General features: G+C 74.3%; 20 protein-coding genes and 2 pseudogenes. 20 read left to right on the forward strand and 2 right to left on the reverse strand.

Going from position 1 to position 25,904, the window contains the following annotated elements:
- Nucleotides 1–45: 45 nt before the first annotated feature.
- The 13 genes and pseudogenes from RM844_RS01880 to RM844_RS01935 all read left to right on the forward strand — a co-directional run bounded on the left by RM844_RS01880 (nt 46) and on the right by RM844_RS01935 (nt 11,687).
- Entirely contained in the window at nt 46–1,575 is a 1,530-nt protein-coding gene (locus RM844_RS01880) for an anthranilate synthase component I (RefSeq protein ID WP_311663879.1), read from the forward strand.
- On the forward strand, nt 1,572–2,171 hold the full coding sequence (locus RM844_RS01885) for a TIGR02234 family membrane protein (protein WP_311663882.1): 600 nt from the start codon (nt 1,572–1,574) through the stop codon (nt 2,169–2,171). Before RM844_RS01880 ends, RM844_RS01885 begins: the two co-directional genes overlap by 4 nt.
- A gap of 135 nt (nt 2,172–2,306) precedes the next feature.
- Nucleotides 2,307–2,543 (forward strand): annotated as a pseudogene (locus RM844_RS01890) (HGxxPAAW family protein); the annotation flags it as partial.
- A gap of 211 nt (nt 2,544–2,754) precedes the next feature.
- A complete protein-coding gene (locus tag RM844_RS01895) occupies nt 2,755–3,594 on the forward strand; it encodes a DUF2752 domain-containing protein (protein WP_311663886.1) in 840 nt (279 codons plus the stop codon).
- Nucleotides 3,595–3,706: 112 nt separating this feature from the next.
- On the forward strand, nt 3,707–4,513 hold the full coding sequence (gene trpC / locus RM844_RS01900; protein WP_311663888.1) for an indole-3-glycerol phosphate synthase TrpC: 807 nt from the start codon (nt 3,707–3,709) through the stop codon (nt 4,511–4,513).
- A gap of 5 nt (nt 4,514–4,518) precedes the next feature.
- A complete protein-coding gene (trpM, locus tag RM844_RS33470; RefSeq protein ID WP_394814392.1) occupies nt 4,519–4,725 on the forward strand; it encodes a tryptophan biosynthesis modulator TrpM in 207 nt (68 codons plus the stop codon).
- A gap of 255 nt (nt 4,726–4,980) precedes the next feature.
- Nucleotides 4,981–6,222, forward strand: coding sequence for a tryptophan synthase subunit beta (gene trpB / locus RM844_RS01905; RefSeq protein ID WP_311663890.1), 1,242 nt, complete (start codon nt 4,981–4,983; stop codon nt 6,220–6,222).
- Nucleotides 6,219–7,037 carry a tryptophan synthase subunit alpha gene (gene trpA / locus RM844_RS01910; RefSeq protein ID WP_311663892.1) on the forward strand — a complete coding sequence of 273 codons (819 nt, stop codon included), beginning with the start codon at nt 6,219–6,221 and terminating at the stop codon, nt 7,035–7,037. Before trpB ends, trpA begins: the two co-directional genes overlap by 4 nt.
- A 67-nt stretch (nt 7,038–7,104) precedes the next feature.
- Complete coding sequence (locus tag RM844_RS01915) at nt 7,105–8,322, forward strand: DUF1266 domain-containing protein (protein ID WP_311663894.1); 1,218 nt, start codon at nt 7,105–7,107, stop codon at nt 8,320–8,322.
- A 53-nt stretch (nt 8,323–8,375) separates the two neighbouring features.
- A complete protein-coding gene (locus RM844_RS01920) occupies nt 8,376–9,419 on the forward strand; it encodes an NAD-dependent epimerase/dehydratase family protein (RefSeq protein ID WP_311663896.1) in 1,044 nt (347 codons plus the stop codon).
- 263 nt (nt 9,420–9,682) lie between these two features.
- Nucleotides 9,683–10,357: a glycosyltransferase family 2 protein gene (locus RM844_RS01925; RefSeq protein ID WP_394814393.1), complete on the forward strand. Its 675-nt coding sequence runs from the start codon at nt 9,683–9,685 to the stop codon at nt 10,355–10,357.
- The gene (locus RM844_RS01930; RefSeq protein ID WP_311663900.1) at nt 10,354–11,034 is read left to right on the forward strand and encodes a TIGR04282 family arsenosugar biosynthesis glycosyltransferase; all 681 of its coding nucleotides are present in this window, start codon (nt 10,354–10,356) and stop codon (nt 11,032–11,034) included. Before RM844_RS01925 ends, RM844_RS01930 begins: the two co-directional genes overlap by 4 nt.
- On the forward strand, nt 11,031–11,687 hold the full coding sequence (locus RM844_RS01935) for a class I SAM-dependent methyltransferase (protein ID WP_311663902.1): 657 nt from the start codon (nt 11,031–11,033) through the stop codon (nt 11,685–11,687). The genes RM844_RS01930 and RM844_RS01935 overlap by 4 nt, the downstream gene beginning before the upstream one ends.
- Before the next feature lie 63 nt (nt 11,688–11,750).
- On the opposite strand, the gene RM844_RS01940 is transcribed toward RM844_RS01935, so the two are convergent.
- Complete coding sequence (locus RM844_RS01940) at nt 11,751–13,157, reverse strand: hypothetical protein (protein ID WP_311663904.1); 1,407 nt, start codon at nt 13,155–13,157, stop codon at nt 11,751–11,753.
- 186 nt (nt 13,158–13,343) lie between these two features.
- Here RM844_RS01940 and RM844_RS01945 point away from each other — a divergent pair, with 186 nt between their 5' ends.
- The 4 genes and pseudogenes from RM844_RS01945 to RM844_RS01960 all read left to right on the forward strand — a co-directional run bounded on the left by RM844_RS01945 (nt 13,344) and on the right by RM844_RS01960 (nt 21,894).
- Nucleotides 13,344–14,084 (forward strand): DsbA family protein, encoded by a 741-nt coding sequence (locus RM844_RS01945; RefSeq protein WP_311663906.1) that lies wholly within the window; start codon nt 13,344–13,346, stop codon nt 14,082–14,084.
- A gap of 95 nt (nt 14,085–14,179) precedes the next feature.
- Nucleotides 14,180–15,163 (forward strand): annotated as a pseudogene (gene lgt, locus RM844_RS01950) (prolipoprotein diacylglyceryl transferase); the annotation flags it as partial.
- A 721-nt stretch (nt 15,164–15,884) separates the two neighbouring features.
- Nucleotides 15,885–20,441, forward strand: a complete 4,557-nt coding sequence (gene gltB / locus RM844_RS01955) for a glutamate synthase large subunit (protein WP_311663910.1) — start codon at nt 15,885–15,887, stop codon at nt 20,439–20,441.
- Nucleotides 20,434–21,894 (forward strand): glutamate synthase subunit beta, encoded by a 1,461-nt coding sequence (locus tag RM844_RS01960; protein WP_311663912.1) that lies wholly within the window; start codon nt 20,434–20,436, stop codon nt 21,892–21,894. Before gltB ends, RM844_RS01960 begins: the two co-directional genes overlap by 8 nt.
- Before the next feature lie 124 nt (nt 21,895–22,018).
- On the opposite strand, the gene RM844_RS01965 is transcribed toward RM844_RS01960, so the two are convergent.
- A complete protein-coding gene (locus tag RM844_RS01965; RefSeq protein ID WP_311663914.1) occupies nt 22,019–22,633 on the reverse strand; it encodes a hypothetical protein in 615 nt (204 codons plus the stop codon).
- Nucleotides 22,634–22,827: 194 nt separating this feature from the next.
- Here RM844_RS01965 and RM844_RS01970 point away from each other — a divergent pair, with 194 nt between their 5' ends.
- The 3 genes from RM844_RS01970 to RM844_RS01980 are packed head-to-tail and all read left to right on the forward strand — an operon-like array spanning nt 22,828 to nt 25,887.
- On the forward strand, nt 22,828–24,126 hold the full coding sequence (locus RM844_RS01970; RefSeq protein ID WP_311663916.1) for an extracellular solute-binding protein: 1,299 nt from the start codon (nt 22,828–22,830) through the stop codon (nt 24,124–24,126).
- A complete protein-coding gene (locus tag RM844_RS01975; protein ID WP_311663918.1) occupies nt 24,116–25,066 on the forward strand; it encodes a carbohydrate ABC transporter permease in 951 nt (316 codons plus the stop codon). Before RM844_RS01970 ends, RM844_RS01975 begins: the two co-directional genes overlap by 11 nt.
- Nucleotides 25,063–25,887 (forward strand): carbohydrate ABC transporter permease, encoded by an 825-nt coding sequence (locus tag RM844_RS01980; RefSeq protein ID WP_311663920.1) that lies wholly within the window; start codon nt 25,063–25,065, stop codon nt 25,885–25,887. The genes RM844_RS01975 and RM844_RS01980 overlap by 4 nt, the downstream gene beginning before the upstream one ends.
- Nucleotides 25,888–25,904: the final 17 nt, after the last annotated feature.

Below are 25,904 nucleotides of genomic sequence, written 5' to 3' on the forward strand. Positions count from 1 at the left end.
GGTCCCGGAGGCCTCGCGCCCGGCGCGGTACTAGGCTCAGCGGGCATGACGACTCTGGACCTGGACCGCTTCCGGGCACTCGCCAAGGAACGCCGGGTGATCCCGGTCACCCGCCGGCTCCTCGCGGACGGCGACACCCCGGTCGGCCTGTACCGCAAGCTGGCCGCCGGCCGCCCCGGCACCTTCCTGCTGGAGTCGGCTGAGAACGGCCGCACCTGGTCGCGCTACTCCTTCGTCGGGGTGCGCAGCTCGGCCACCCTCACCGTGCGGGACGGCCAGGCCCACTGGGTGGGCCGGCCGCCGGCCGGGGTGCCAACCGACGGCGACCCGCTGCGCGCGCTCCGCGAGACGCTGCGGGTGCTGCACACCCCGCGCGACCCGGCGCTCCCGCCGTTCACCGGCGGCATGGTCGGCTACCTCGGCTACGACGTGGTGCGCCGGCTGGAGGACATCGGCGAGCAGACCACCGACGACCTGCGGCTGCCCGAGATGACCATGCTGCTCGCCGCCGACCTGGCCGTCCTGGACCACCGGGACGGCAGCGTGCTGCTGATCGCCAACGCCGTCAGCGACCTGCCGCCGGGCACCGCGGACGACGACCACCTGGCCGCGATCCACGCCGACGCGGTGGCCCGGCTGGACACGATGGCCGCCGACCTGACCCGGCCGGTGGCGCTGAGCGCCGTCGAGCTGCCGCCCAGCGAGCTGCCCGACTTCACCGCCAGGTCGGGCGGCGCCCGCTACCGGGCGATGGTGGAGACGGCCAAGGAGTACATCAGGGCCGGCGACGCCTTCCAGGTGGTGCCGTCACAGCGCTTCGAGGCCCCCTGCGCGGCCAGCGCGCTGGACGTCTACCGGGTGCTGCGCACCACCAACCCCAGCCCCTACATGTACCTCTTCCGGTTCGCCGGCGAGGCCGGCGAGGGCGGCTTCGACGTGGTCGGCTCCAGCCCCGAGGCGCTGGTGAAGGTCGCGGACGGCCGCGCCATGCTGCACCCCATCGCCGGCACCAGGCCGCGCGGCGCCACCCCGGGCGAGGACGTGGCGCTCGGCACCGAGCTGCTGGCCGACCCCAAGGAACGGGCCGAGCACCTGATGCTGGTCGACCTCGGCCGCAACGACCTGGGCCGGGTCTCGGTGCCCGGCACGGTCGAGGTGGTCGACTTCATGTCGGTGGAGCGGTACAGCCACGTGATGCACATCGTCTCCACCGTCACCGGCCAACTGGCCGCCGACCGCACCGCGTTCGACGCGCTCACCGCCTGCTTCCCGGCCGGCACCCTGTCCGGGGCGCCCAAGCCGCGGGCGATGGAGATCATCGAGGAGCTGGAGCCCACCCGGCGCGGCGTCTACGGCGGCTGCGTCGGCTACCTGGACTTCGCCGGCGACGCGGACACCGCGATCGCCATCCGCACCGCGGTGCTGCGCGACGGCGTCGCCTACGTCCAGGCCGGCGCCGGGGTGGTCGCCGACTCCGATCCGGCCGCCGAGGACACGGAGTGCGCCAACAAGGCGGCGGCGGTGCTCAGGGCGGTGGCCACGGCCGGGAGGCTGCGCGGTAGCGTGGCAGGGTGAGTCGTGACCCCGCCAACAGCGCCCGGGCGTCGCGCCGTGCCCTCGGCGTGGCGCTGCTGAGCGGCGCCGCCGGGGCCGCCGTCGTCCTCATCTCCGCCGGCCAGACCTGGGGCGAGGGGAACGCCCAGGGGGGCGGCGCCGAGCTGCCGGTCACCGCCAGCGGCAGCGCCGTCTCCGGTCTGCCCAGCGCGCTGGCCCTGGTGGGCCTGGCCGCGCTGGTCGCGGTCTTCGCGGTGCGCGGCACCGGCCGGGTGGTGGTCGCCTCGGTGCTGGCGCTCAGCGGCGCCGGCGCGCTCGGCTCCGCCCTGCTGGGGGCCGGCGACACGGAGGCGCTGGACCGGGCGGCGGCCGAGATGCTGGGCATCACCGACGTCGCGGTGACCTCGATCAGCCACACCGGCTGGCCGTGGTTCTCCGCGCTGGGCGGCCTGTTGCTGCTCTGCGCCGGGCTGCTGGCGCTCAGCTACGGCCGGCAGTGGCCGTCGATGTCCAGCCGGTACGAGCGCAACGGCCGCCGCGCCGGGCGCCGCGGCGGCGACCCGGAGCGGCCGGAGGACATCTGGCGCGCCCTGGACCGGGGCGAGGACCCGACCTGACGCCCCCCGGGCGCGTCGCGGCCGTGGCGCACGGGGCGTGACGGACCCCACCCGGAACGGCGGGCACCGCCTGCCACAATGGAGGGTGAGCGCGGGACTCGCGCGCCGGGATCTTCACTTCTGCGAGGAGCACACATGGCGGGCCAGCACGACCACGGACACACCCCTGCCGCCTGGACGGCGGTGACCATCGCCTTCATCGGGTTCTGCCTCGGCAGCTACTTCACCGTCGTGGCCCAGCCGTGGGGCGTCGCGGCCAGCGGTGTGGTGCTGCTGATCGCCGGCGTGGTCGGCCTGGTGATGAAGTCGATGGGCCTGGGCCAGCAGCCGGCGCCGGTGCGGACCGCCAAGCCGGCCGCCGCCGCGGCCGGGACGACCAGGGTGGAGACCACCAGGGTCGAGACGGCGAAGGTCGAGGCCGCCGAGGCGGAGACCCCCAAGCCCGCCGCCGCCACCAGCTGACCGCTGGGGCCGTCGGCCGCTCCGGGGACCGCCGCCGGCCGGGCCTCCCGCCCGGTCAGCGTGCCGCCGTCCGGCGCATCCCGCCGGGCGCGCCCGGCGTCCGGCGCCCGAGACTGGCCCCATGCGGCAACGACTCCTCGACGCGGGAGCCCCCCTGGCCGCCGTCGCCCTGCTGGGCGCGGCGGTCGGCTATGTGGCGGCCAACGATCCGACGGTGGCGGGCCGTTACGTGCCCTGCCCGGTCTTCGACGAGCTGGGGCTGCACTGCCCCGGCTGCGGCGGACTGCGCGCGGCGCACGCGCTGGCGCACGGCGACTGGTCGGCCGCCTGGCACGCCAACGCGCTGGTGGCCGCCGGCGGGCCCCTGCTGGCGCTGGTCCTGCTCGGCTGGCTGCTGACCACACTCGCCGCCTCCGGCGCCAGGCCGGCGTCCGCCGCCTCGGCTCGCGCCGCTTCTGCCCCAGCCCCGGCGTCCGCCCTCTTGGGCGCCGCCCCGGCCGCCGGGGCCGCCCCGGCCATCGGTGACCCCCCGGTCACCGGGTCCGCCCCTGGTCCCGGTGTCACCCCGGCCATCCGTTCCGCCCCGGCTGCCGCCGTTTCCGGCTCCGCCCGGGCTACCGGTGCCGTCCCCGACCCCGGCGCCGCCCCGGCCGCCGGCTCCGCCTCGGTCCCCGCCGTTGCCGGCCGGGTCCCGGCCTCCGGCAGCACGCCGGAGCCTGCCGCCTCCGGCGTCAGCACGGGCCCCGCCGTCCCCGCCTCCGCCGCCGGAGGCGGGGCAGCGCCCAGCGCCACTGCGGCGTCCCCCCGGCGGCTGGCCGCCCGCGCCGGCGTGTTCCGCCGGGCGGCGGCCGGCGGGCGGCGGGCCGGTTCCGGCCCGGTCGTCGCCCGGACGGCGGTCGCCCTGGTGGTGCTCTTCTCGGTGCTGCGCAACCTGCCCGTCGGTGCCTTTCTCGTTCCCTAGACCACCACCCGACCGCGGGGGCCCGACGCGGGCGGGTGGTGAGGGCTTGGGGCACGCCCGCTACTATCGGTGGGGATTGCTCTCCCCACACCGACAGGAAGGGGCCGGTCGCGTGAGTGTGCTCGACGAGATCATCGAGGGAGTCCGCGCCGACCTCGCCGACCGGCAGGCACAGGTCTCCCTTGACCAGCTCAAGGAGCGTGCCGCCGCGGCCCCGCCAGCCAAGGACGGCGTGGCCGCCCTCAAGGGGGACAGCGTCACCGTCATCTGCGAGGTCAAGCGCTCCAGCCCGTCCAAGGGCGCGCTGGCCGCGATCGCCGACCCGGCCGGGCTCGCCGCCGACTACGAGGCGGGCGGCGCGGCGGCGATCTCCGTGCTCACCGAGCAGCGCCGGTTCGGCGGCTCCCTCGCCGACCTCGCCGAGGTGCGCGCCCGGGTGGACATCCCGGTGCTGCGCAAGGACTTCGTGGTCACCGCCTACCAGCTGTGGGAGGCCCGCGCCCACGGCGCCGACCTGGTGTTGCTGATCGTGGCAGCGCTGGACCAGCCGGCCCTGGTCTCCCTGGTGGAGCGCGCCGAGTCCATCGGGCTGACCCCGCTGGTCGAGGTGCACGACGAGGACGAGGTGGAGCGCGCGGTGGACGCCGGCGCCCGGATCATCGGGGTGAACGCCCGGGATCTGCGCACCCTGGAGGTGGACCGTTCCACCTTCGAGCGGGTCGCGCCGGAGATCCCCGGCGGCATCGTCCGGGTCGCCGAGTCCGGCGTGCGCGGCCCGCACGACCTGATCGCCTACGCCAACGAGGGCGCCGACGCGGTGCTGGTCGGCGAGTCGCTGGTGACAGGCCGCGACCCGCGGGCCGCCGTCGCCGACCTGGTCGCCGCCGGGGCGCACCCGGCGCTGCGGCAGGGGCGCTGACGCCGATGCCTCCGGGGCGGGTGGACAGCGCGCGCGACCGCCGTCGCCCGGCGGCCGGCCGGCTCGCCGCGCGCGGCGCCAGGGGCGCCCGGCCGCGCGGCCCGCGCGCCCCGGCCCGCCGGGTGCTGGGCCGCCGCGTCCGCTACCACATCGGTTGCGAGCCGGGCCAGGTCAACGGCCGCCGATGGCCGGCCCCCGCGCTGTCGCGCTGACCGGCCGCCCCCGCGTGCCGGCCGGCCGGGCCCTGCCCGCGCCGCCGGCCGCCCGCGTCTGACGGGCCGCGCCACCTCGGTGGCCGGCGCGGCGGGCGCCGACCGCCGGTGCCGCGCGGCCGTTCCATGTACCTTCACCTGCCGGGCGGACGCCCGCTGGCCGCTCCTGGACCGGTTCCCGGAGGGCGTGGCCGTGGCGTCCCCCGCGCTCGCCCCCGTTCTTTTCTGTCCCTTTTCGGAAGGCAGAGACTTTCGATGTCCGCTGAGTACTTCTTTCCCGACCACGAGGGCACGGTGCCCGACGCCCGGGGCTACTTCGGCGCCTTCGGCGGCACCTTCGTGCCCGAGGCCCTGCGCGCCGCGATGGACGAGGTCGCCGACGCCTACGCGAAGGCCAAGGCCGACCCGGCGTTCGTCGCCGAGCTGGACGACCTGATGGTCAACTACGCCGGCCGGCCCAGCCCGCTCACCGAGGTGCCCAGGTTCGCCGGGCACGGCGGCGGTGCCCGGATCTTCCTCAAGCGCGAGGACCTCAACCACACCGGCTCACACAAGATCAACAACGTGCTGGGCCAGGCCCTGCTGACCCGCCGGATGGGCAAGACCCGGGTGATCGCCGAGACCGGCGCCGGGCAGCACGGCGTCGCCACCGCGACCGCCTGCGCGCTCTTCGGCCTGAAGTGCACCATCTACATGGGCGAGATCGACACCGAGCGGCAGGCGCTGAACGTCGCCCGGATGCGGATGCTGGGCGCCGAGGTGGTGGCGGTCTCCTCCGGCAGCCGCACCCTGAAGGACGCCATCAACGAGGCGTTCCGCGAGTGGGTGGCCACCGTGGACGAGACCCACTACCTCTTCGGGACGGCCGCCGGGCCGCACCCGTTCCCCGCGCTGGTGCGCGACTTCCACCGGGTGATCGGGGTGGAGGCCAGGCGGCAGATCCAGGAGCGGATCGGCCGGCTGCCGGACGCCGTGGTCGCCTGCGTGGGCGGCGGCTCCAACGCCATCGGCCTCTTCCACGCCTTCGTGCCCGACACCGGGGTGCGCCTGGTCGGCTGCGAGGCGGCCGGCCACGGGGTGGCCTCGGGGGAGCACGCGGCGACGCTGACCGCCGGCGAGCCGGGGGTGCTGCACGGCTCCCGCTCCTACGTGCTCCAGGACGACGAGGGCCAGATCACCGAGCCGTACTCGATCTCGGCCGGCCTGGACTACCCGGGCATCGGCCCCGAGCACGCGCACCTCAAGGACAGCGGGCGCGGCGAGTACCGGCCGGTGACCGACGCCGAGGCGATGTCGGCGCTGCGTCTGCTCTCCCGCACCGAGGGCATCATCCCGGCCATCGAGTCCGCCCACGCGCTGGCCGGCGCGCTCGAACTGAGCCGTGAACTGGGCCCGGACGGGGTGCTGTTGGTCAACCTCTCGGGGCGTGGCGACAAGGACATGGACACCGCGGCCCGGTACTTCGGGCTGCTGGACGGCGAGGAGAACGACCGGTGAGCGGGAACCTGGCGGGGCTGCGCACGACGCTGGCCGAGACCCGGGCGGCGGACCGCGCCGCGTTGATCGGCTACTTCCCGGCCGGCTTCCCGACCGTGGCCGGCGGGGTGCGGGCCGCGATCGCCATGGTGGAGGGCGGCTGCGACATCATCGAGATCGGACTGCCGCACAGCGACCCGGTGTTGGACGGGCCGGTCATCCAGACCGCCGACGACATCGCGCTGCGCGGCGGGGTGCGGATCGCCGACGTGTTGAACACGGTGCGCGAGGTGCACGCGGCGACCGGCGTCCCGGTGCTGGTGATGACCTACTGGAACCCGGTGGACCGGTACGGCCCGGAGCGGTTCGCGGCCGAGCTGGCCGCGGCCGGCGGGGCCGGCTGCATCCTGCCCGACCTGCCGGTCGAGGAGTCGGACGGCTGGCGCAAGGCGGCCGAACAGCACGACCTGGGCACGGTGTTCGTGGTGGCGCCGAGCAGCAGGGACGAGCGGTTGGCCACCATCACGGCGGCCGGCAGCGGCTTCGTCTACGCCGCCTCGCTGATGGGCGTCACCGGCGGCCGGGCCGCGGTCAGCGCCCAGGCGGCCGGGTTGGTCGAGCGGACCAGGGCGACCACCGAACTCCCGGTCTGCGTGGGCCTCGGCGTCTCCACCGGGGCGCAGGCCGCCGAGGTGGCGGGCTTCGCCGACGGGGTGATCGTGGGCTCCGCCTTCGTCAAGGCGGTGCTGGACAACCCGGCGGACGAGGCCGCGGCGCTCGACCAACTGCGGGCGCTGGCTCGCGAGTTGGCTCAGGGGGCGCGTTCCGGCCGTTGACCGCGCTCGCCGGGGCACGGGCGCCTGTCGTGCCCCGGCTGTCGGTGGCGACCGGTACAGTCGGGCCATGGCGTTCGAGGAGACCGCGGAGAACATACCGTGGCAGCCGCCAACGACCGTGGAGCAGCGGCTCTACGACGCTGGCCTGAGCAGCGACTGGCCGGCGTACTTCGAGGTGCTGGCCAGCACGGACCTCTTCCTGCCGATGTCCAGGGAGCTGGCCGACGCGGTGCCCGGGCGGCTGCGGTTCAGCCCGTTCCACCACCCGGAGGTCAAGGGGCTGTGTCTGCCGGTCTTCACCCGGGGGATGTTGCCGCCGCCGGCCGACGACCGGATCTTCGAGCGCAGTGAGCTGGCCGGGCTGGCCAAGTCCTGGCCGCGTCCGGCCCGTTGGCTGGCGGTCAACCCGGGCACCCCGGTGGAGACGCTGCTGCCGGCCGAGCCGCGCAAGTGGAAGCGGCAGGCCAGGCAGCCGGTGCCGGAGAGCCCGCTGAAGACCCTCTGGACGGGGCACCGCAGCGGGCCCATCGCGCACGGGATGGCCTGCGGCGCGCTGCTGATGGTCAACAACGGCGCCATCTGGAACCACCTCGGCTGGCAGAGCGGCGGCTACTCGGAGGAGAAGGAGCTGCTGCGCGCCTGGTGGGGGGTGACCAGCCGGACGGAGTGGCAGGAGGTGCTGCAGCGCCTGCTGTGGGGGCAGGTGATCTCCCCGGCCTGGGAGTTCGTGCTCCGGGTGCGGCAGGCGATGGTCCAGGAGTACGGCCGCACGCCGGACCCGGTGGCCTGGCGCGGCGCCGCCGAGCGGGTGCTGCTGGCCCGCACCGCCGAGGTGGTGGACCGCACGGGCAAGCCCCCCGGCTTCGACCTGGACGCCGACATCGGGCTGACCCACGAGCTGATCGGCCAGGTGCTGCGGTACGAGGCCAGGTTCCGGGCCGACGGGCTGCTGACCGAGGACGGCGTCGTCCGCTCCGTACTGGCGTGGGACCTGGGGCGGGCCTCCTGCATGGCCCGCTGGGGGCTGGGCGCCCGGCTGGCCGAGCTGACCGAGACCGAGCGGGCGGTGCTGCGCGCCAGCGAGGGCGCCCGCCAGGTCTACGACTCCTGGGGCGAGTTCGCCGCCGGCTACGTGCTGGGGCGCTGTCTGCACTTCGACAGCGAGGAGTTCGGCGACTGGTACACGGAGATGGTCACGGCCTTCCGGATCCTGACCACCGATCCGGAGAGCCCGTGGCTGAGCGTCCCGTGGGAGCAGCCGGCGGTGGATCTGACGGAACGCTGACGCGCGGGCCGACTTCCCACCGCCGTCGCCGCCGGGTGACTAGCGTGACCGATATGCGTGTACTGGTCACCGGAGGAGCCGGTTTCATCGGCTCGCACATCGTGGAAGAACTGCTGGCCGCCGGACACGAGCCGACGGTGCTCGACATCCGCCCGCCGCGGCCCGACGGCCCGCCCACCGAGCAAGTCCCCTGGCTGCGCGCCGACATCAGGGACGCGCAGGCCCTGGCCAGGGCGCTGCCCGGGATGGACGCGGTCTGTCACCAGGCCGCCCTGGTCGGCCTCGGGAAGGACTTCTCGGACGCGCCCGAGTACGTCTCGGTCAACGACCAGGGCACGGCCGGCCTGCTGGCCGCGATGGCCGAGGCCGGCGTGCGGGACCTGCTGCTGGCCGGCTCGATGGTGGTCTACGGCGAGGGCCGTTACGACTGCCTGCGGCACGGCCAGGTCAGGCCGGGCCCGCGCCGGGTGGCCGACCTGGAGGTGGGGCGGTTCGAGCCGCCGTGTCCCGAGTGCGGCGCCCCGCTGGTGCCCGGGCTGGTCGACGAGGACGACCCGGTGGACCCGCGCAGCGTCTACGCCAGCACCAAGCTGGCCCAGGAGAACCTGGCGGCCGCCTGGGCCAGGGACGTCGGCGGCCGGGCCGTCGCGCTGCGGTACCACAACGTCTACGGGGACCGGATGCCGCGGGACACCCCCTACGCGGGGGTGGCCGCGTTCTTCCGGTCGGCGCTGGAGGCCGGCCGGCCGCCCCAGGTCTTCGAAGACGGCGCCCAGCGGCGGGACTTCGTGCACGTCAGCGACGTGGCCCGGGCCAACGTGGCGGCGCTGACCTCGCTGGCCGACCGCCCGCCAGGCAGCGTCCGGGCGTACAACACCGGCAGCGGGCAGCCGCACACGGTCGGCGAGCTGGCCGCCGCGCTGGCGGCGGCCAGGGGCGGCCCGGCGCCCGAGGTCACCGGCGCGTTCCGGCTGGGCGACGTCCGGCATGTCACCGCCTCGTCGGCGCGCCTGAACAAGGAGCTGAACTGGTCGCCCCGGGTGGAGTTCGCCGCCGGGGTGGCCTCGTTCGCCACCGCCCCGCTGCGCACCGGCTGACCGTCCGGCCCGCCCGGGGCGACCGGCGCACCCGGTCGGGCCAACGTCCCGGCCGGCTTCACCGGGCCGGCCGGCGTCAGCCCGCCGCCGACGGAACCACCGGATCGGGTGGCTTGGCCGGCGCGTTGGCGCGCCGGTCCGCCGCCCGGGGCCGGGTCCGCTGGCACACTCCCCGGCACCGTCCGTCCACCGGCCGGACCCCGAATCGAACGCCGGCAACAATCAGCGCTGTTGTCCAGGTATGCGGGGTTTGTCTTCGTAGGGTGTGCGGGGTGACCAACCATTCATCCCCGCGGGGCGACCTGGTGTTGCCCTGCCTGAACGAGGCCGAGGCCCTGCCGTGGGTCCTGGGCCGGGTCCCCGAAGGCTGGCGGGCCGTCGTGGTGGACAACGGCTCGACCGATGGCTCCGCACGGATCGCCGAACGGCTGGGTGCCCGGGTGGTGTTCGAGCCCCGCCGTGGCTTCGGCGCCGCCTGCCACGCCGGCCTGCTGGCCGCCACCGCCGAGCTGGTGGCGTTCTGCGACTGCGACGCCACCCTCGACCCCGGCGAACTGCCCCGGGTGGCCGCCCCGGTGGCCAGTGGCGAGGCCGACCTGGTGCTGGCCCGCCGCCGCCCCACCGGCCGCGGCGCCTGGCCGCTGCACGCCCGGGTCGGCAACCAGGCGCTCTCCCGGCTGCTGCGCCGCCGCACCGGGCTGCGGCTGCGCGACCTCGGCCCCATGCGGGTCGCCCGCCGGGCCGACCTGCTCGCCCTCGACCTCACCGACCGGCGCAGCGGCTACCCGCTGCAGATGGTGGTGCACGCCGCCGACGCCGGCTGGCGGGTCCGGGAGACCGAGGTGCCCTACCTGCCCCGGGTCGGCACCTCCAAGGTGACCGGCACCTGGCGCGGAACCTGGCACGCCGTGCACGACATGCGGGAGGTACTGAAGTGAGTCCGTCGCCGGCCGGCCCCACGCTGCTGGTCATCGCCAAGGAGCCGGTCCCCGGCCGGGTCAAGACCCGGCTGACCCCGCCCTACACCCCGGCCGAGGCCGCGCGGCTCGCCGCGGCCGCCCTGGCCGACACCCTCCGGACGCTGCTCCGGGTGCCGGCCGCCCGGCGGGTGCTGGTGCTCCAGGGCCGCCCCGGCCCCTGGCTGCCCCCGGGCTACCAGGTGGTGCCGCAGTGCGGCGGCGGCCTGGACCAGCGGATCGCCGCCGCCTTCGCCGGCTGTACCGGGCCCACCCTGCTGGTGGGCATGGACACCCCGCAGCTCACCCCCGAGCTGCTCGCCCCGGCCACCCGCGGGGACGGCTGGCCGCCGGGCCGGGCCTGGTTCGGCCCGGCCGAGGACGGCGGGTTCTGGGCGCTCGGCCTCGCCGAGCCCCGCCCCGAACTCGTGCTCGGCGTCCCGATGTCGACCCCGCACACCGGCCGCGAGCAGCGCCGCCGGCTGCGCGCCGCCGGGCTCGACGTGCGCGAACTGCCGGTGCTGCGGGACGTGGACACCGCGCTGGACGCGGCGCTGGTGGCGGCGGCGCACCCCGGCGGTCGGTTCGCCGCCACCCTCGACGAGCTGACCCGCCGGCCCACCCCGGTCGGACCGGTGGCGGGGGGCGGCGGACGATGACCACCTCGGCCCCCCTCACCACCGCCTGGTCCACCGACCCCTACACGCTGGCGCTGCGCGCCGGCCGCGGGCCGCTCTTCCTGCACCGCGCCGACGGCCACCGGCTCCGCCTGGAGGTCGAACGCTGGTGCCGCCGCCCCGACGCCGCCGACCAGACCGTGCTGGAACGCTGCGTCGGCACCGTCCTGGACGTCGGCTGCGGCCCCGGCCGGATGGTCGCCGCGCTCGCCCGGCAGGCCCGCCCGGCGCTCGGCATCGACACCGCCTGGGCCGCCGTCCGGCACACCAGGGACCGCGGCGGCACCGCGCTGCTGCGCTCGGTCTTCGACGCGCTGCCGGACGAGGGCCGCTGGGACAGCGTGCTGCTGATGGACGGCAACGTGGGCATCGGCGGCGACCCGCTGGCACTGCTCCGCCGGCTCGGCCAACTGGTCACCCCCGGCGGCCTGTTGCTGGTCGAGGCGGCGGGCATCGAGGTGGACGAGCGGTTCGACGCCTGGCTGGACGACGACCGGGGCGGCACCAGCCCGCCCTTCCCCTGGGCCAGGGTCGGCATGCGGGCGCTGTACGAGCACGCCAGGGCGGCCGGCTGGGAACAGGTCGCCCGGTGGACCGAGCAGGCCCGCCCGTTCCTCGCCCTGCGCCCGGCCTGACCCGGGCCCGGCACGCCCGGCCCCGGCCCGCCGGACAGCGGACCGGGGCCGGGGGCCGCCGGGCTACCAGGAGGTCCGGTAGAGGTGGTTCACCAGCAGCGCCATCACCACCTGGGCGGCCAGCCACCACCGGGCCCGGCGCTCCGGCAGCAGCGCCGTCGCCGGCAGCACCCAGACCACGAACGGCAGCCAGATCCGTTCCGTCTCCGCCTTGCTCATCCCGGAGAGGTCGGCCACCAGCAGCGCCGCCAGCGCCGAGGCCACCAGCACCACCAGCGCCCGGCGCCCGCCCGGCGCCGGCCGGCCCGGCGCCAACGCCCGCAGGCCGGACGGCAGTCGGCGCGCGCCGTGCCAGAGCGCTGCCGCGGTGGCCAGCCCGACCGTCAACACCTGGGCCGCGATGTTCGCCCAGACGAAGTACCCGTAGGGGCGCTGCCCACCGGCGCCCGCGTAGTACCGGTCGACCAGCACCTGGTACCCCTCGTACCACCAGAAGCCGCCGGCGGTGAAGAGCGTCACCCAGCCGGCCACCCCCAGCAGCACATAGGGCACCGGCCGCCACTGCCGGGTCAGCGCCAGCACCGCCACCCCGACCAGCGCCATCAGCGTCAGCCCGTAGCTGAGGTAGACCAGCAGCCCGAAGCACACCCCCGAGCCCAGCGCCGCCGCCCGCCAGCGCCAGCCGCGCCCCGCGTCCCGGCCCCGCCAGCGGGCCGCCAGCGTCAACAGCGCCACCGCCCAGGCCGCCACCGCGGCGAAGTAGGCGTCCGCCGACACCCCGAGCCAGACCGCGGCCGGCGCCAGCACCAGGAACGGCGCGGCCCGCCGCGCCAACCGCTCCCCGCTCAGCGCCCGCACCGTCAGCAGCACCGCCGCCGGCACCGTGGCGGCCGACAGCACGCAGAACAGCGAGGCCCAGATGCCGCCGACGAGCCCCGTCCGGTCCAGCAGCACGAAGGTCAGGGTGGCCCCCGGCGGGTGGCCCGCCACGTGCGCCGGCCAGTTGTCCACCGCGTCCAGCGGAATCCGTTCGACGAAGCCGGTGAGGAAGTGGCCGAGCCCCGGCATCGCGTTGATCTCGGCGACCGACCGCAGGTACTCGTGCTTGGTCTCCAGGTTGTTGACCACCCCACGGTGCCAGCCGTCGATCCAGGCCAGGGTCAGCAGCCAGCCCACGGAGGCCGCCCAGGTCGCCGGCAGCAGCCAGCGCCAGGGCAGTCGGCGCGCCAGCGTCGGCCCGTAGAGCAGCCCGAGCCCGGCCAGCAGCAGCGCCGGCACCGTCCCGGGGCCCAGGTGCGGCGCCCAGCTCGCCAGCAGCGGCGGCGACTGGAGCCGCAGTCGGTCGCCGTCGTTGATCGCCGTGCCGATCACGGCCGAGGCCGCGAAGAGCAGCGCCGCCACGGCGGCCGCCACCAGCTCGCCACGCGGCCCGCCGTCCGGCGGGTCGGGGGCCGGGGGCGGCGGCTCCACCACCACCGACCCGACCGGTCGCTCCGCCGCTGTCGGTTCCTTCGGTTCCGTCGCGCCCAGGGGCCGCACACTCGGGGATCTCACACCAGGGCGAACGAGACGCGCCGGGCCGCGTCACCTGACCCCGCCCGGCTGGACGCGCCCGTTCCGGGCGTGTCCTGGCCGGCCCGGTGTCGTTGGCCAGGCGTGAGTGCACGGAACCGAGAGGGACAGCGCAGCGCCAGGGAGCGACTGCGGGAGGAACGCGAGCGGCGACGGGCCGGGGAGCGGCGGCTGCGGCTGGCGAAGGTGCTCGGTATCGGGGTGGTGGTCCTCGGCGTCGCCGCCGGCGCCGGCTTCCTCGCCGCCGGCAGCGGGAACGACGACGACAACTCCGGCCCGGCGGCCGAGCCGATCGCGGTGGGCGACCCGGCGGCGCCGGCCGTGCTGACGGTCTACGAGGACTTCCGCTGTCCGGCCTGCGCCCAGTTCGAGAACACCTTCCGGGGGACCGTCAACGAGCTGGTCGACGCCGGCCAGCTGCGCGTCGACTACCACCTGGTCACCATCATCGACGGCAACATGCGCGGCACCGGCTCCCGGTACGCGGCCAACGCCGCGGCCTGCGCCCGCGACCAGGGTGTCTTCCCCGAGTACCACGACCTGCTCTTCGAGAACCAGCCGGCCGAGACCGACGACGCCTTCGGCGACAAGTCCTGGCTGATCGAGCTGGGCCGCCAGGTCGACGGGCTGGACGGCGCGGCCTTCCAGACCTGTGTCGAGGACGGCACCCACGACGACTGGGTGAGCCGTGCCAACGGTGACTTCCTGAACGGCGACCACGCCGCCACCCCCACGGTGCTGCTCAACGGCGACCAGCTGGGCCAGGCGGACACCCCCTTCACCACCGACTACCTGCGGGAACGCGTTGCCGAGCTGGCCGGCTGAGCGGGGCCCGGCCGGCCGGCCCGGGGTGACACGGCCGGCCAACCCCCCCTCGGGATACCACTGTGCCTGCGCGGCACGATAGCGTCGTCCCCACCATGGAGATCCTTGCCTCTATCCCCAGTCCGGGCACCAGCGAGATCGAGCTGGGGCCGCTGCCACTGCGCGGTTACGCGGTGTGCATCATCATCGGTGTCTTCCTGGCCATCTGGTTGGGCGGCCGACGCTGGGTGCAGCGGGGCGGCCAACCGGGCACGGTCGCGGACATCGCCGTCTGGGCGGTGCCCTTCGGCCTGGTCGGGGCACGGATCTACCACGTGGTCACCGACTACCAGCTGTACTTCGCCGAGGGCGAGGACCCCTGGGACGCGTTCGCCATCTGGGACGGCGGTATCGGCATCTGGGGCGCGATCGCCGGTGGCGCGGTCGGCGCCTGGATCGCCTGCCGCCGGCGCGGCATCGCGCTCCCGCCGATGGCCGACGCCATCGCCCCCGGCATCGCCTTCGCCCAGGGCATCGGCCGCTGGGGGAACTGGTTCAACCAGGAGCTCTACGGCCGGGAGACCGACGTGCCGTGGGCGGTCGAGATCGACAACGGCATGGACGTCGGCACCTTCCACCCCACGTTCCTCTACGAGTCGCTGTGGTGCGTGGGCGTGGGCTTCCTGGTGATCTGGGCGGACCGCCGGTTCCGGCTGGGCCACGGCCGGGCCTTCGCGCTCTACGTGGCGGCCTACACGGTGGGCCGGTTCTGGATCGAGTACCTGCGGATCGACGAGGCGCACGAGTTCCTGGGCCTGCGGCTGAACAACTGGACCTCGGTCGCCGTCTTCCTGGCCGCCGTGGCCTACCTGTGGCTCTCGGCCCGCCGCTCCCCGGGACGCGAGGAGAACGTGGAGCCGCACCCGGACGAGCCGGCCGGACCGACCGCGGACGCCGCGGCCGGCGAGGACGCGCAGGGCCCCCACCTGGCCAAGGACGCCCCGGCTGGCAAGGGCGCGCAGGACGCCGAACGGTCCGCTTCGGCCGAGGCCAGGGCCGGCCGGACCACGGTGGACGCGACCCCGGCGGCCGGGACGGCCGGCGCCGGCGAGACCGCCGAGCGCACCGAGGCCGACCAGTCCGCCGAGGTCACGGCCCAGGCCACCACCGAGGCCACGGCCCAGGCCACCACCGAGGCCACGCCGGCGACCACCGAGGCCGCCAAGCCGGCCAGGACCGCCGAGCTGACCAAGCCGGCGAAGACCGGCAAGGCCGCCAAGACCAGCAAGACCAGCAAGGCCAGCAAGGCGGAGGCCGCCGACAGCTGACCGGCGCCCCCACTCCACCCCGCGCGCGCCGTGCCCACCCGGCGGGAAGCGCCCCGGCGGGGCGCCCGGCGAGGTCGCCGAAACCGCTTGCTGTCAGGGTCTTCGCTCGGGCGGCCGGCTGACCTACCCTGGAGCACGTCTCCGCCGGGATCGGGCGTGATCGGGCGGAGTCCGGAATACGGCCTTGATGGGGTACGTTCGTCCATTTGGCGTGCTACGGCATGAGCTTTTGTTTCCGGGTGGTTTCACTTGATGGACGTCGGGCATGTGCCTGGACGCCAGAACGGACAGCGGCGTCCGCTTCCCCACCCGGTCTGGGTGGTCATTTCCCCTCATCTCCGGCGTGAACCCGCCGGCGAAGTCCGTATCGTGGACTGCGGTATCCACTTCCCGGGAATCGGGTCATCGTGTAACCTGCACGAAAATTTAACCAACGCCAGGGCCAGCGTCGTCCCTCGGAAGTCATCAGACCAAGACGACGACGGGAGAGCCGATGCGTTCTGCGTCCCATCCGGTCAAGCAGGGGATGTACGACCCGCGCGACGAGCACGACGCGTGTGGCGTCGGCTTCGTGGCCACGCTGACCGGTGAGCCCAGCCATCAGCTGGTTGACCAGGCGCTTGCCGTCCTCCGCAATCTGGAGCACCGCGGGGCGACCGGCTCGGACCCGGACACCGGCGACGGTGCGGGCATCCTGATCCAGGTCCCCGACGCCTTCCTGCGCGAGCAGGTCCCCTTCGAACTGCCGCCGGCCGGCGGCTACGCCGTGGGCATCGCCTTCCTCCCCGGCGAGCCCGCCGAGGTGCCGGACGCGGTCGCCCGGATCGAGGCCATCGCCGCCGAGGAGGGCCTGACCGTCCTCGGCTGGCGCGAGGTCCCCGTCGCCCCCCAGCTGCTGGGCGCGGCCGCCCGGGAGGTCATGCCGACCTTCCGGCAGCTCTTCGTCGCCGACCAGGCGGGCCGCCGCGCCGGCCTGGAGCTGGACCGCGTCGTCTTCGCGCTGCGCAAGCGCGCCGAGCGGGAGGCCGGGATCTACTTCCCGTCGCTCTCCAGCCGCACCATCGTCTACAAGGGCATGCTGACCACCGGCCAGCTGGAGCCCTTCTACCCGGACCTCTCCGACCGCCGGCTGGCCAGCGCCGTCGCCCTGGTCCACTCGCGGTTCTCCACCAACACCTTCCCGTCCTGGCCGCTGGCCCACCCGTACCGCTTCGTCGCGCACAACGGTGAGATCAACACCGTCAAGGGCAACCGGAACTGGATGAGGGCCCGCGAGTCGCAGCTGGCCACCGACCTGTTCGGCGACCCGGAGCGGCTCTCCCGGCTGTTCCCGGTCTGCACCCCGGACGCCTCGGACTCGGCCACCTTCGACGAGGTCCTTGAACTGCTGCACCTCGGTGGCCGCTCGCTGCCGCACGCGGTGCTGATGATGGTCCCCGAGGCCTGGGAGAACCACCCCTCGATGGACCCGGCCCGACGCGCCTTCTACCAGTACCACTCCACGATGATGGAGCCCTGGGACGGCCCGGCCTGCGTGACCTTCACCGACGGCGTCCAGGTCGGCGCCGTGCTGGACCGCAACGGGCTGCGCCCCGGCCGCTACTGGGTCACCGACGACGGTTTCGTGGTGCTCTCCTCCGAGGTCGGCGTGCTGGACATCGAGCCGGCCCGGGTGGTCCGCAAGGGCCGCCTCCAGCCCGGCCGGATGTTCCTGGTGGACACCGCCGAGCACCGGATCATCGAGGACGACGAGATCAAGGAGCGGCTGGCCGCCGAGCACCCCTACGCGGAGTGGCTGGCGGACGGCCTGATCGAGCTGGCCGACCTGCCGCAGCGCGAGCACGTGGTGCACACCCACGCCTCGGTCGCCCGCCGCCAGCAGACCTTCGGGTACACGGAGGAGGAGCTGCGGGTCCTGCTCACCCCGATGGCCAGGAGCGCCGCCGAGCCGATCGGCTCGATGGGCACCGACACCCCGATCGCCGCGCTCTCCGACCGCCCCCGGCTGATCTTCGACTACTTCACCCAGCTGTTCGCGCAGGTCACCAACCCGCCGCTGGACGCCATCCGGGAGGAGCTGGTCACCTCGCTGTACTCCGCGCTCGGCCCGCAGGGCAACCTGCTGGCGCCGACCGCCGAGTCCTGTCACAGCGTGACGCTGCCGTTCCCGGTGATCGACAACGACGAGCTGGCCAACCTGATCCACATCAACGCCGACGGCGACCTGCCCGGCTTCGCCTCCACCACGCTCTCCGGGCTCTACCGGGTGGCGGGCGGCGGCCCGGCGCTGGCCGCGCGGCTGGACGAGATCTGCGCCGAGGCGGACGCGGCGATCGCCGAGGGCGCCCGGGTCATCGTGCTCTCCGACCGGCACTCGGACGCCGAGCACGCGCCGATCCCGTCGCTGCTGCTCACCTCGGCCGTGCACCACCACCTGATCCGCACCAAGCAGCGCACCCAGGTGGGTCTGCTGGTGGAGGCGGGCGACGTGCGCGAGGTGCACCACGTGGCGCTGCTGATCGGCTACGGCGCGGCCGCGGTCAACCCGTACCTGGCCATGGAGTCCGTCGAGGACCTGGTCGCCCGCGGCACCTACCTTCCCGAGCTGGACGCCGAGACCGCGATCCGGAACCTGATCAAGGCGCTCGGCAAGGGCGTACTCAAGGTGATGTCCAAGATGGGCATCTCCACCGTCGCCTCCTACCGGGGCGCCCAGGTCTTCGAGGCGATCGGGCTGGACGAGTCGTTCGTGGAGCGCTACTTCCACGGCACCACCAGCAAGATCGGCGGTGCCGGTCTCGACGTGATCGCCCAGGAGGTGGCCGCCCGGCACGCCAAGGCCTACCCGTCCTCCGGGGTCGCCCCCGCGCACCGCACGCTGGAGATCGGCGGCGAGTACCAGTGGCGTCGGGAGGGCGAGCCGCACCTCTTCGACCCGGAGGCGGTCTTCCGGCTCCAGCACTCGACCCGCGAGGGTCGCTACGACGTCTTCCGCCAGTACACCCAGCGGGTGAACGAGCAGTCCGAGCGGCTGATGACGCTGCGCGGCCTGTTCCAGCTGAGGTCCGGCGAGCGGCCCGCGGTGCCGCTGGACGAGGTCGAGCCGGTCAGCGAGATCGTCAAGCGGTTCTCCACCGGCGCGATGAGCTACGGCTCCATCTCCCAGGAGGCGCACGAGACGCTGGCCATCGCCATGAACCAGCTGGGCGCCAAGTCCAACACGGGCGAGGGCGGCGAGGACCCGGACCGGCTGGTCGACCCGCGCCGGCGCAGCGCCATCAAGCAGGTGGCCTCCGGTCGGTTCGGCGTGACCAGCGAGTACCTGGTGCACGCGGACGACATCCAGATCAAGATGGCGCAGGGCGCCAAGCCCGGCGAGGGCGGTCAGCTGCCCGGGCACAAGGTCTACCCGTGGGTGGCCAGGACCCGGCACTCCACCCCGGGCGTCGGGCTGATCTCGCCGCCGCCGCACCACGACATCTACTCGATCGAGGACCTGGCGCAGCTCATCCACGACCTGAAGAACGCCAACCCGGCGGCCCGCATCCACGTGAAGCTGGTCTCCGAGGTCGGCGTGGGCACGGTCGCGGCCGGCGTCTCCAAGGCGCACGCCGACGTGGTGCTGATCTCCGGGCACGACGGCGGCACCGGCGCCTCCCCGCTGACCTCGCTGAAGCACGCGGGCGGCCCCTGGGAGCTGGGCCTGGCCGAGACCCAGCAGACACTGCTGCTCAACGGGCTGCGGGACCGGATCGTGGTGCAGACCGACGGTCAGCTGAAGACCGGTCGTGACGTGCTGGTCGCCGCCCTGCTGGGTGCCGAGGAGTACGGCTTCGCCACCGCCCCGCTGGTGGTCTCCGGCTGTGTGCTGATGCGGGTCTGCCACCTGGACACCTGCCCGGTCGGCATCGCCACCCAGAACCCGGAGCTGCGCTCCCGGTTCACCGGCAAGCCCGAGTTCGTGGTCAACTTCTTCGAGTTCATCGCCGAGGAGGTCCGCGAGCTGCTCGCCGAGCTGGGCTTCCGCAGCCTGGCGGAGGCGGTCGGGCACGCGGAGCTGCTGGACGTCTCCCGGGCCGTGGACCACTGGAAGGCCCAGGGCCTCGACCTGGCCCCGCTGCTGTACGTGCCGGAGCTGCCGGCCGGCGCGGCCCGCCGCCAGGTCATCGAGCAGGACCACGGGCTGGCCAAGGCGCTGGACAACGAGCTGATCCGGCTGGCCGCCGACGCGCTCTCGGCCGAGCGGGCCGAGGACGCCCAGCCGGTGCGCGCCCAGGTCGCCGTCCGCAACATCAACCGCACCGTCGGCACCATGCTCGGCAACGCGGTGACCAAGCGGTTCGGCGGCGCCGGGCTGCCGGACGGCACCATCGACATCACCTTCACCGGCTCGGCCGGCCAGTCCTTCGGGGCGTTCCTGCCGCGCGGCATCACCCTGCGGCTGGAGGGCGACGCCAACGACTACGTCGGCAAGGGCCTCTCCGGCGGCCGGGTGGTGGTGCGGCCCGACCGGGCCGCCGACCACCTGCCGGAGTTCTCCACCATCGCGGGGAACACCATCGCCTACGGTGCCACCGGCGGCGAGATCTTCCTGCGTGGCCGGGTCGGCGAGCGGTTCTGCGTGCGCAACTCCGGCGCCACCGTGGTCGCCGAGGGCGTGGGCGACCACGGCTGTGAGTACATGACCGGCGGCCGGGCCGTGGTGCTCGGCGACACCGGGCGGAACTTCGCGGCCGGCATGTCCGGTGGCACCGCCTACGTGGTCGATCTCGACCCCGATCTGGTCAACCCCGGCATGGTGGCGATCGAGCCGCTGGACGAGGCCGACCAGGGCTGGCTGCGTGACCTGCTGCGCCGGCACGCCGAGGAGACCGGCTCCACCGTCGCCGACCGGCTGCTGAAGGACTGGGACAGCGCGGTGGCCCGGTTCAGCAAGATCATGCCCACCACCTACAAGGCCGTGCTCGCCGCCAAGGACGCCGCCGAGCGAGCCGGACTCAGCGAGTCCGAGACCCACGAGAAGATGATGGAGGCGGCGACCCATGGCTGATCCGAAGGGCTTTCTCACCACCCGGCGCGAGGTCGCCACGACCCGCCCCGTCACCGAGCGGGTCAAGGACTGGAACGAGGTCTACGTCCCCGGCTCGCTGCTGCCGATCATCAGCAAGCAGGCCGGCCGCTGCATGGACTGCGGGGTGCCGTTCTGTCACAGCGGCTGTCCGCTGGGCAACCTCATCCCGGAGTGGAACGACTACGCCTACCGGGGCGACTGGACGGCGGCCAGCGAGCGGCTGCACGCGACCAACAACTTCCCGGAGTTCACCGGCCGGCTCTGCCCCGCGCCCTGTGAGTCGGCGTGCGTGCTGGGCATCAACCGCCCGGCGGTCACCATCAAGAACGTCGAGGTGACCATCGTCGACAAGGCGTGGGAGAACGGCGACGTCACCCCGCAGCCGCCGCAGCGGCTCTCCGGCAAGACCGTCGCGGTGATCGGCTCGGGCCCCGCCGGCCTGGCCGCCGCCCAGCAGCTGACCCGGGCCGGGCACACCGTCGCCGTCTACGAGCGCTCGGACCGGATCGGCGGCCTGCTGCGGTACGGCATCCCCGAGTTCAAGATGGAGAAGCGGCACCTCAACCGGCGGGTCGAGCAGATGCGCGCGGAGGGCACCAAGTTCCGCACCGAGGTGGAGATCGGTCGGGACCTGGACGCGGCGAAGCTGCGCAAGCGGTACGACGCGGTGGTGATCGCCGCCGGCGCCACCACCGCCCGCGACCTGCCGGTCCCCGGCCGGGAGCTGACCGGCGTGTACCAGGCCATGGAGTACCTGCCGCTGGCCAACAAGGTGCAGGAGGGCGACCTCACCCGCTCCCCGATCTCCGCCGAGGGCAAGCACGTGGTGGTCATCGGCGGCGGCGACACCGGCGCCGACTGCGTGGGCACCGCGCACCGGCAGGGCGCCGCCTCCGTCACCCAGCTGGAGATCATGCCGCGCCCCGGCGAGGAGCGGGCCGGCCACCAGCCGTGGCCGACCTTCCCGATGCTCTACAAGGTCACCTCGGCCCACGAGGAGGGCGGCGAGCGGGTCTACTCCGTCTCCACCACCCACTTCGAGGGCGACGAGGAGGGCAACGTCCAGTGGCTGCACCTGGTCGAGGTGGAGTTCCAGGACGGCAAGCTGACGCAGCTGCCCGGGACCGAGCGGCGCATCCCGGCCCAGCTGGTCACCCTGGCCATGGGCTTCACCGGCACCGACCAGGAGAACGGCCTGGTGCGGCAGTTCGGCCTGGAGCTGGACGCCCGGGGCAACATCGCGCGGGACGCCAGCTACGCCACCAACGTGGACGGCGTCTTCGTCGCCGGTGACGCCGGCCGCGGCCAGTCGCTGATCGTCTGGGCCATCGCCGAGGGCCGCGCCGCGGCCCGTGGGGTGGACCGTTTCCTCACCGGGGAGAGCACCCTGCCCTACCCGGTGAAGCCGACCGACCGCGCCCTGGCGGTCTGAGGCCCAGCCCGGCCCCCCCGCGGGGGCCGGGCGGCAGTGACGTGCCGTACAGCGTCGTACGGACACTGACGGCGCCCGCCCCTCCCCGACCGAGGGCGGGCGCCGTCGCACGTGGCGCGGGTGGTCAGCCCAGGGCGCCCGCCTCGACCGCCACTTCCTCGCCGGAGACGGCGTCCACCACGGTCCGGTCGCCCAGCTCGCTGTTCAGCTCGACCGGCACCTCGTCCACCAGCAGGATCTCGGCGCACATCTGGACCTCGGGGTCCGGCTCGAACCAGCCGCCCACGATGACCAGGTCCTCGGTCTCCGCCACCCAGGCGCCGAAGTCGGCGTCGCACTGGCCGTGGCCGACCCGCACGGTCAGCTCGTCGGCGGTCGAGTCGGCGGCGTCCATCCCGGTCAGCCCGGTCAGCTGCTCGTGGCCGTCACCCGGTGGCGCCGGCTCCGGCCAGCTCTCGGCGACCTCGTTGACCCGGGCCTCGAAGGCCGCGGCGGCCTGGTCGGTGCCCTCGCCGGCCTCGCCCCCACCGGCCTCGCCGCCCGCCTCGCCGCCGGTGGCCTCGCCGCCGGTGGTGCCGTCGTCGGGCCGCTCCTCCGGGGCGTCGTCCTCGTTCTCGTCCGGCACGCTGCGGCCCGGGTCGTCCTGCTGGCTCCCGTCGGACGTGCCCGAGTCGGACCCGCAACCGGCGAGCAGCAGACCGGCCACCGTCACGACCGGCACGATCATCCTCGTACGCACGATGTACCTCCTTGACGTGTTCAGGTCTGACGCGCGCCGGTGGTCGCGGGTTCCCCGCCGCCCCGGACGCACCGCCAGAGGTCCAGCCCACAAACGGTGCGCCGACACAGGTGTGGCCGGCGTCCCGGCTGGACAACGTCGTCACCATCGGGCTTCCGCGTGACCGTGGCGACACGGTGAGGAAGGGGCAGGCGATGGCGCACACTTCTGACGGGAACGGCGGCGCGCGCTGGCGGCGCCGGCTGGCGGCCGGGGCCGCGACGCTCGCCCTCGGCGCGGCCACCGCCTGCGGCGGCGGCCCGGCCGGCGAGCCGGACGCCCTCCGGCTGTGGATCATGGCGGGCACCAACCCCGACTCCGAGCCCTATCTGGACGCGCTCAAGGCCGAGTTCGAGGACCGCACCGGCGTCGGCCTCGACGTGCAGCTCATCCAGTGGGCCGACGCCCACGACCGGATCACCACCGCCATGGCCGGCGGCGAACTCCCCGACGTGGCCGAGATCGGCACCACCTGGGCGGCCGAGTTCGGCGCCGCAGGCGCCCTCACCGACCTGGCGCCCCGGATCACCGAGGACGGCCTCGACGCCGACCTGCTCCCCGCGCTCCACGAGGCCGGCACCCTCGACGGCGCCACCTACGGCATGCCCTGGTACGCCGGCGTGCGGGCGCTGATCTACCGCGCCGACATCCTCGCCGAACACCAGCTGGCACCCCCCACCACCTGGGACGAACTCCGCGACGTCGGGCTGGCGTTACGCGAGCTGGAGCCGGAGCTGATCCCGTTCCCGGTGCCCGGCGGCGCCGAGCACGGGCTGGCCCCGTTCATCTGGGGCGCCGGCGGCGAGATCGCCGAGCCGACCGGGGACGGTGGCTGGCGGGCCACGGTCGCCGCGCCGGCGGCCGTCGAGGGCATCGCCTTCTACACCTCGCTGGCCACCGAACACGGCCTCTCGGTGGCCGCCGCCGAGACCTGGCGGGAGACCGACCAGCTGACCAGCTTCCAGAACGGCGAGTCCGTCATGGTCATCAACGGCAACTGGACCGTCAGCACGCTGCTGGCCGCCGACCCGAGCTGGGCCGACCGGATCGGCGTGGTCCCGATCCCCGGTCAACACGGCGGCCTCGCCCCGTCCTTCGTCGGCGGCTCGCTGCTGGGCGACTTCAACAGCCCGCACCCCGACCTGGTCTGGACCCTGATCACGCTGATGACCAGCGGCGACTTCGCCAGCCGCTGGGCCGAGCAGACCGGCTACTTCCCGGCGCAGCGCTCGCTGGTGGCGGAGCTGCGGGCCCGGGACGAGCCGCTGGTGGCGCCGTTCGCCGAGCAACTGCTGTCGGCCGGCGCCAGCCTGCCGGTCACCGACCGGTACGGGGTGATCCAGGGCGAACAGATCCTGCCGCGGATGCTCCAGTCCATCCTCTCCGGCGAGCGCTCGGTCCAGGAGGCGGCCGAGACGGCCGCCGCCGAGATGGACGAGACCTTTGCCGACTGAGGCGGGGCCGGCCCCCGGGCGGAGCCGGACCGCCCGCCGCGCGGCCCGCCGCCGGGCGGCCCGCCCCTGGCTGCTGCTGGCGCCCGCGCTCGCGGTGCTGGCGGTGCTGCTGCTGTGGCCGCTGGCCCGGGTGGTGCTGCTCTCCTTCCAGGACTACGGCCTGCGCGAGATCAACACCGGGGAGAGCGACTACACGGGCCTTGAGAACTACCGCCGACTGCTCGGCGACTCCTTCCTGTGGACCACCGTGCTGCCCAACACCGTGCTGTTCGCCGTCGGTTGCGTGCTGCTCACGGTGGTGCTCGGCACCCTGGTGGCGCTGCTGCTCACCCGGCTGGGCCGGACCTGGCGGCTGGTCTGCTCCACCGTCGTGATGACCGCCTGGGCGATGCCGGCGGTCACCGGCACCTATGTCTGGATCTGGATCTTCGACCCGCTCAACGGCGTGGTCAGCGGCGGCCTGGACGCGGTCGGCGCGATCGAGCCGCGGGAGACCAACTGGTTCACCGACCGCTGGTCGTTCTACGCCATCGCCACCCTCAACGTGGTGCACCACGGCTTCCCGTTCGTGGCCATCACGGTCTACGCCGCGCTGCTCACCATCCCCAGGGAGCTGCCGGAGGCGGCGCTGATCGACGGGGCCGGCGCCTGGCAGCGGTTCTGGCGGATCACCGTGCCCACCCTGCGTCCGGTCTTCGCCGTGGTGACCATCCTCTCCACCATCTGGGACTTCAAGGTGTTCGCGCAGATCTACCTGATGCCGGGCGGCGACGGCGCCAACCCCGAGGTGCTCAACCTCGGCGTCTGGTCCTACCTCCAGTCGTTCGGCCGCAACGAGTACGGGGCCGGCTCGGCGATCGCGGTGCTGCTGACCCTGCTGCTGCTCGTCATCACCGTCGGCTATGTGAAGGTGCTGGCCAGGGAGGGGGAGGAGCGGTGAGGCGCACCGGACCGTGGCGCCGGATCGGGCTGGGGGCGGCGGTGGCCGCGCTGCTGGCGTTCAGCCTCTTCCCGGTCTACTGGATGGTCTCCTCGGCCTTCGACCCCGCCGCCGACCACCGGGGCGCCGCCGTGCTGCCCCAGGGCTTCACCCTGGACCACTTCCGGTACGTCCTGGACACCGGCGAGTTCGGCCGCTACCTGGCCAACTCGGCGCTGGTCGGCCTCGGCACGGTGCTGCTCGCCGGAGCGCTGGCGCTCTTCGCGGCGGTCGCGGTGGCCAGGTTCCGCTTCCGGCTGCGCACCAAGGTGCTGCTGATGGTCCTGGTGGTGCAGATGGTGCCGCTGGAGGCGCTGGTCATCCCGCTCTTCCTGCAGATGGGCGACCTGCGGCTGCTCAACAGCCTGCTCGGGCTGACCATCGTCTACCTGGCGTTCTCACTGCCGTTCGCGATCTGGACGCTGCGCGGCTTCGTCGCCGCCGTGCCCCAGGAGCTGGAGGAGGCGGCCTACCTGGACGGCTGCGGCTGGTGGCGGATGTTCCGCTCGGTGCTGCTCCCGCTGGTCGCGCCCGGGCTGGTCGCGACCAGCGTCTTCGCGTTCATCGTCGCCTGGAACGAGTTCGTCTTCGCGTTCGTCTTCATGCAGGACGACGACCGGTACACGGCGGCCGTCGGCCTGCACCGCTTCTTCGGCCAGTACAGCACCGACTGGGGCGCGGTGATGGCCGGCTCCACCCTGATCACGCTGCCCGTGCTGGTCTTCTTCGTCCTCGTGCAGCGCCGCCTGGCCGCCGGGCTCGCCGCCGGCGCACTCCGCTGACCTGGCCCGGGAGAGGG

Source organism: Streptomyces chisholmiae (genome assembly GCF_031845445.1).
In the GTDB taxonomy this organism is placed as follows: Bacteria; Actinomycetota; Actinomycetes; order Streptomycetales; family Streptomycetaceae; genus Streptomyces; species Streptomyces chisholmiae.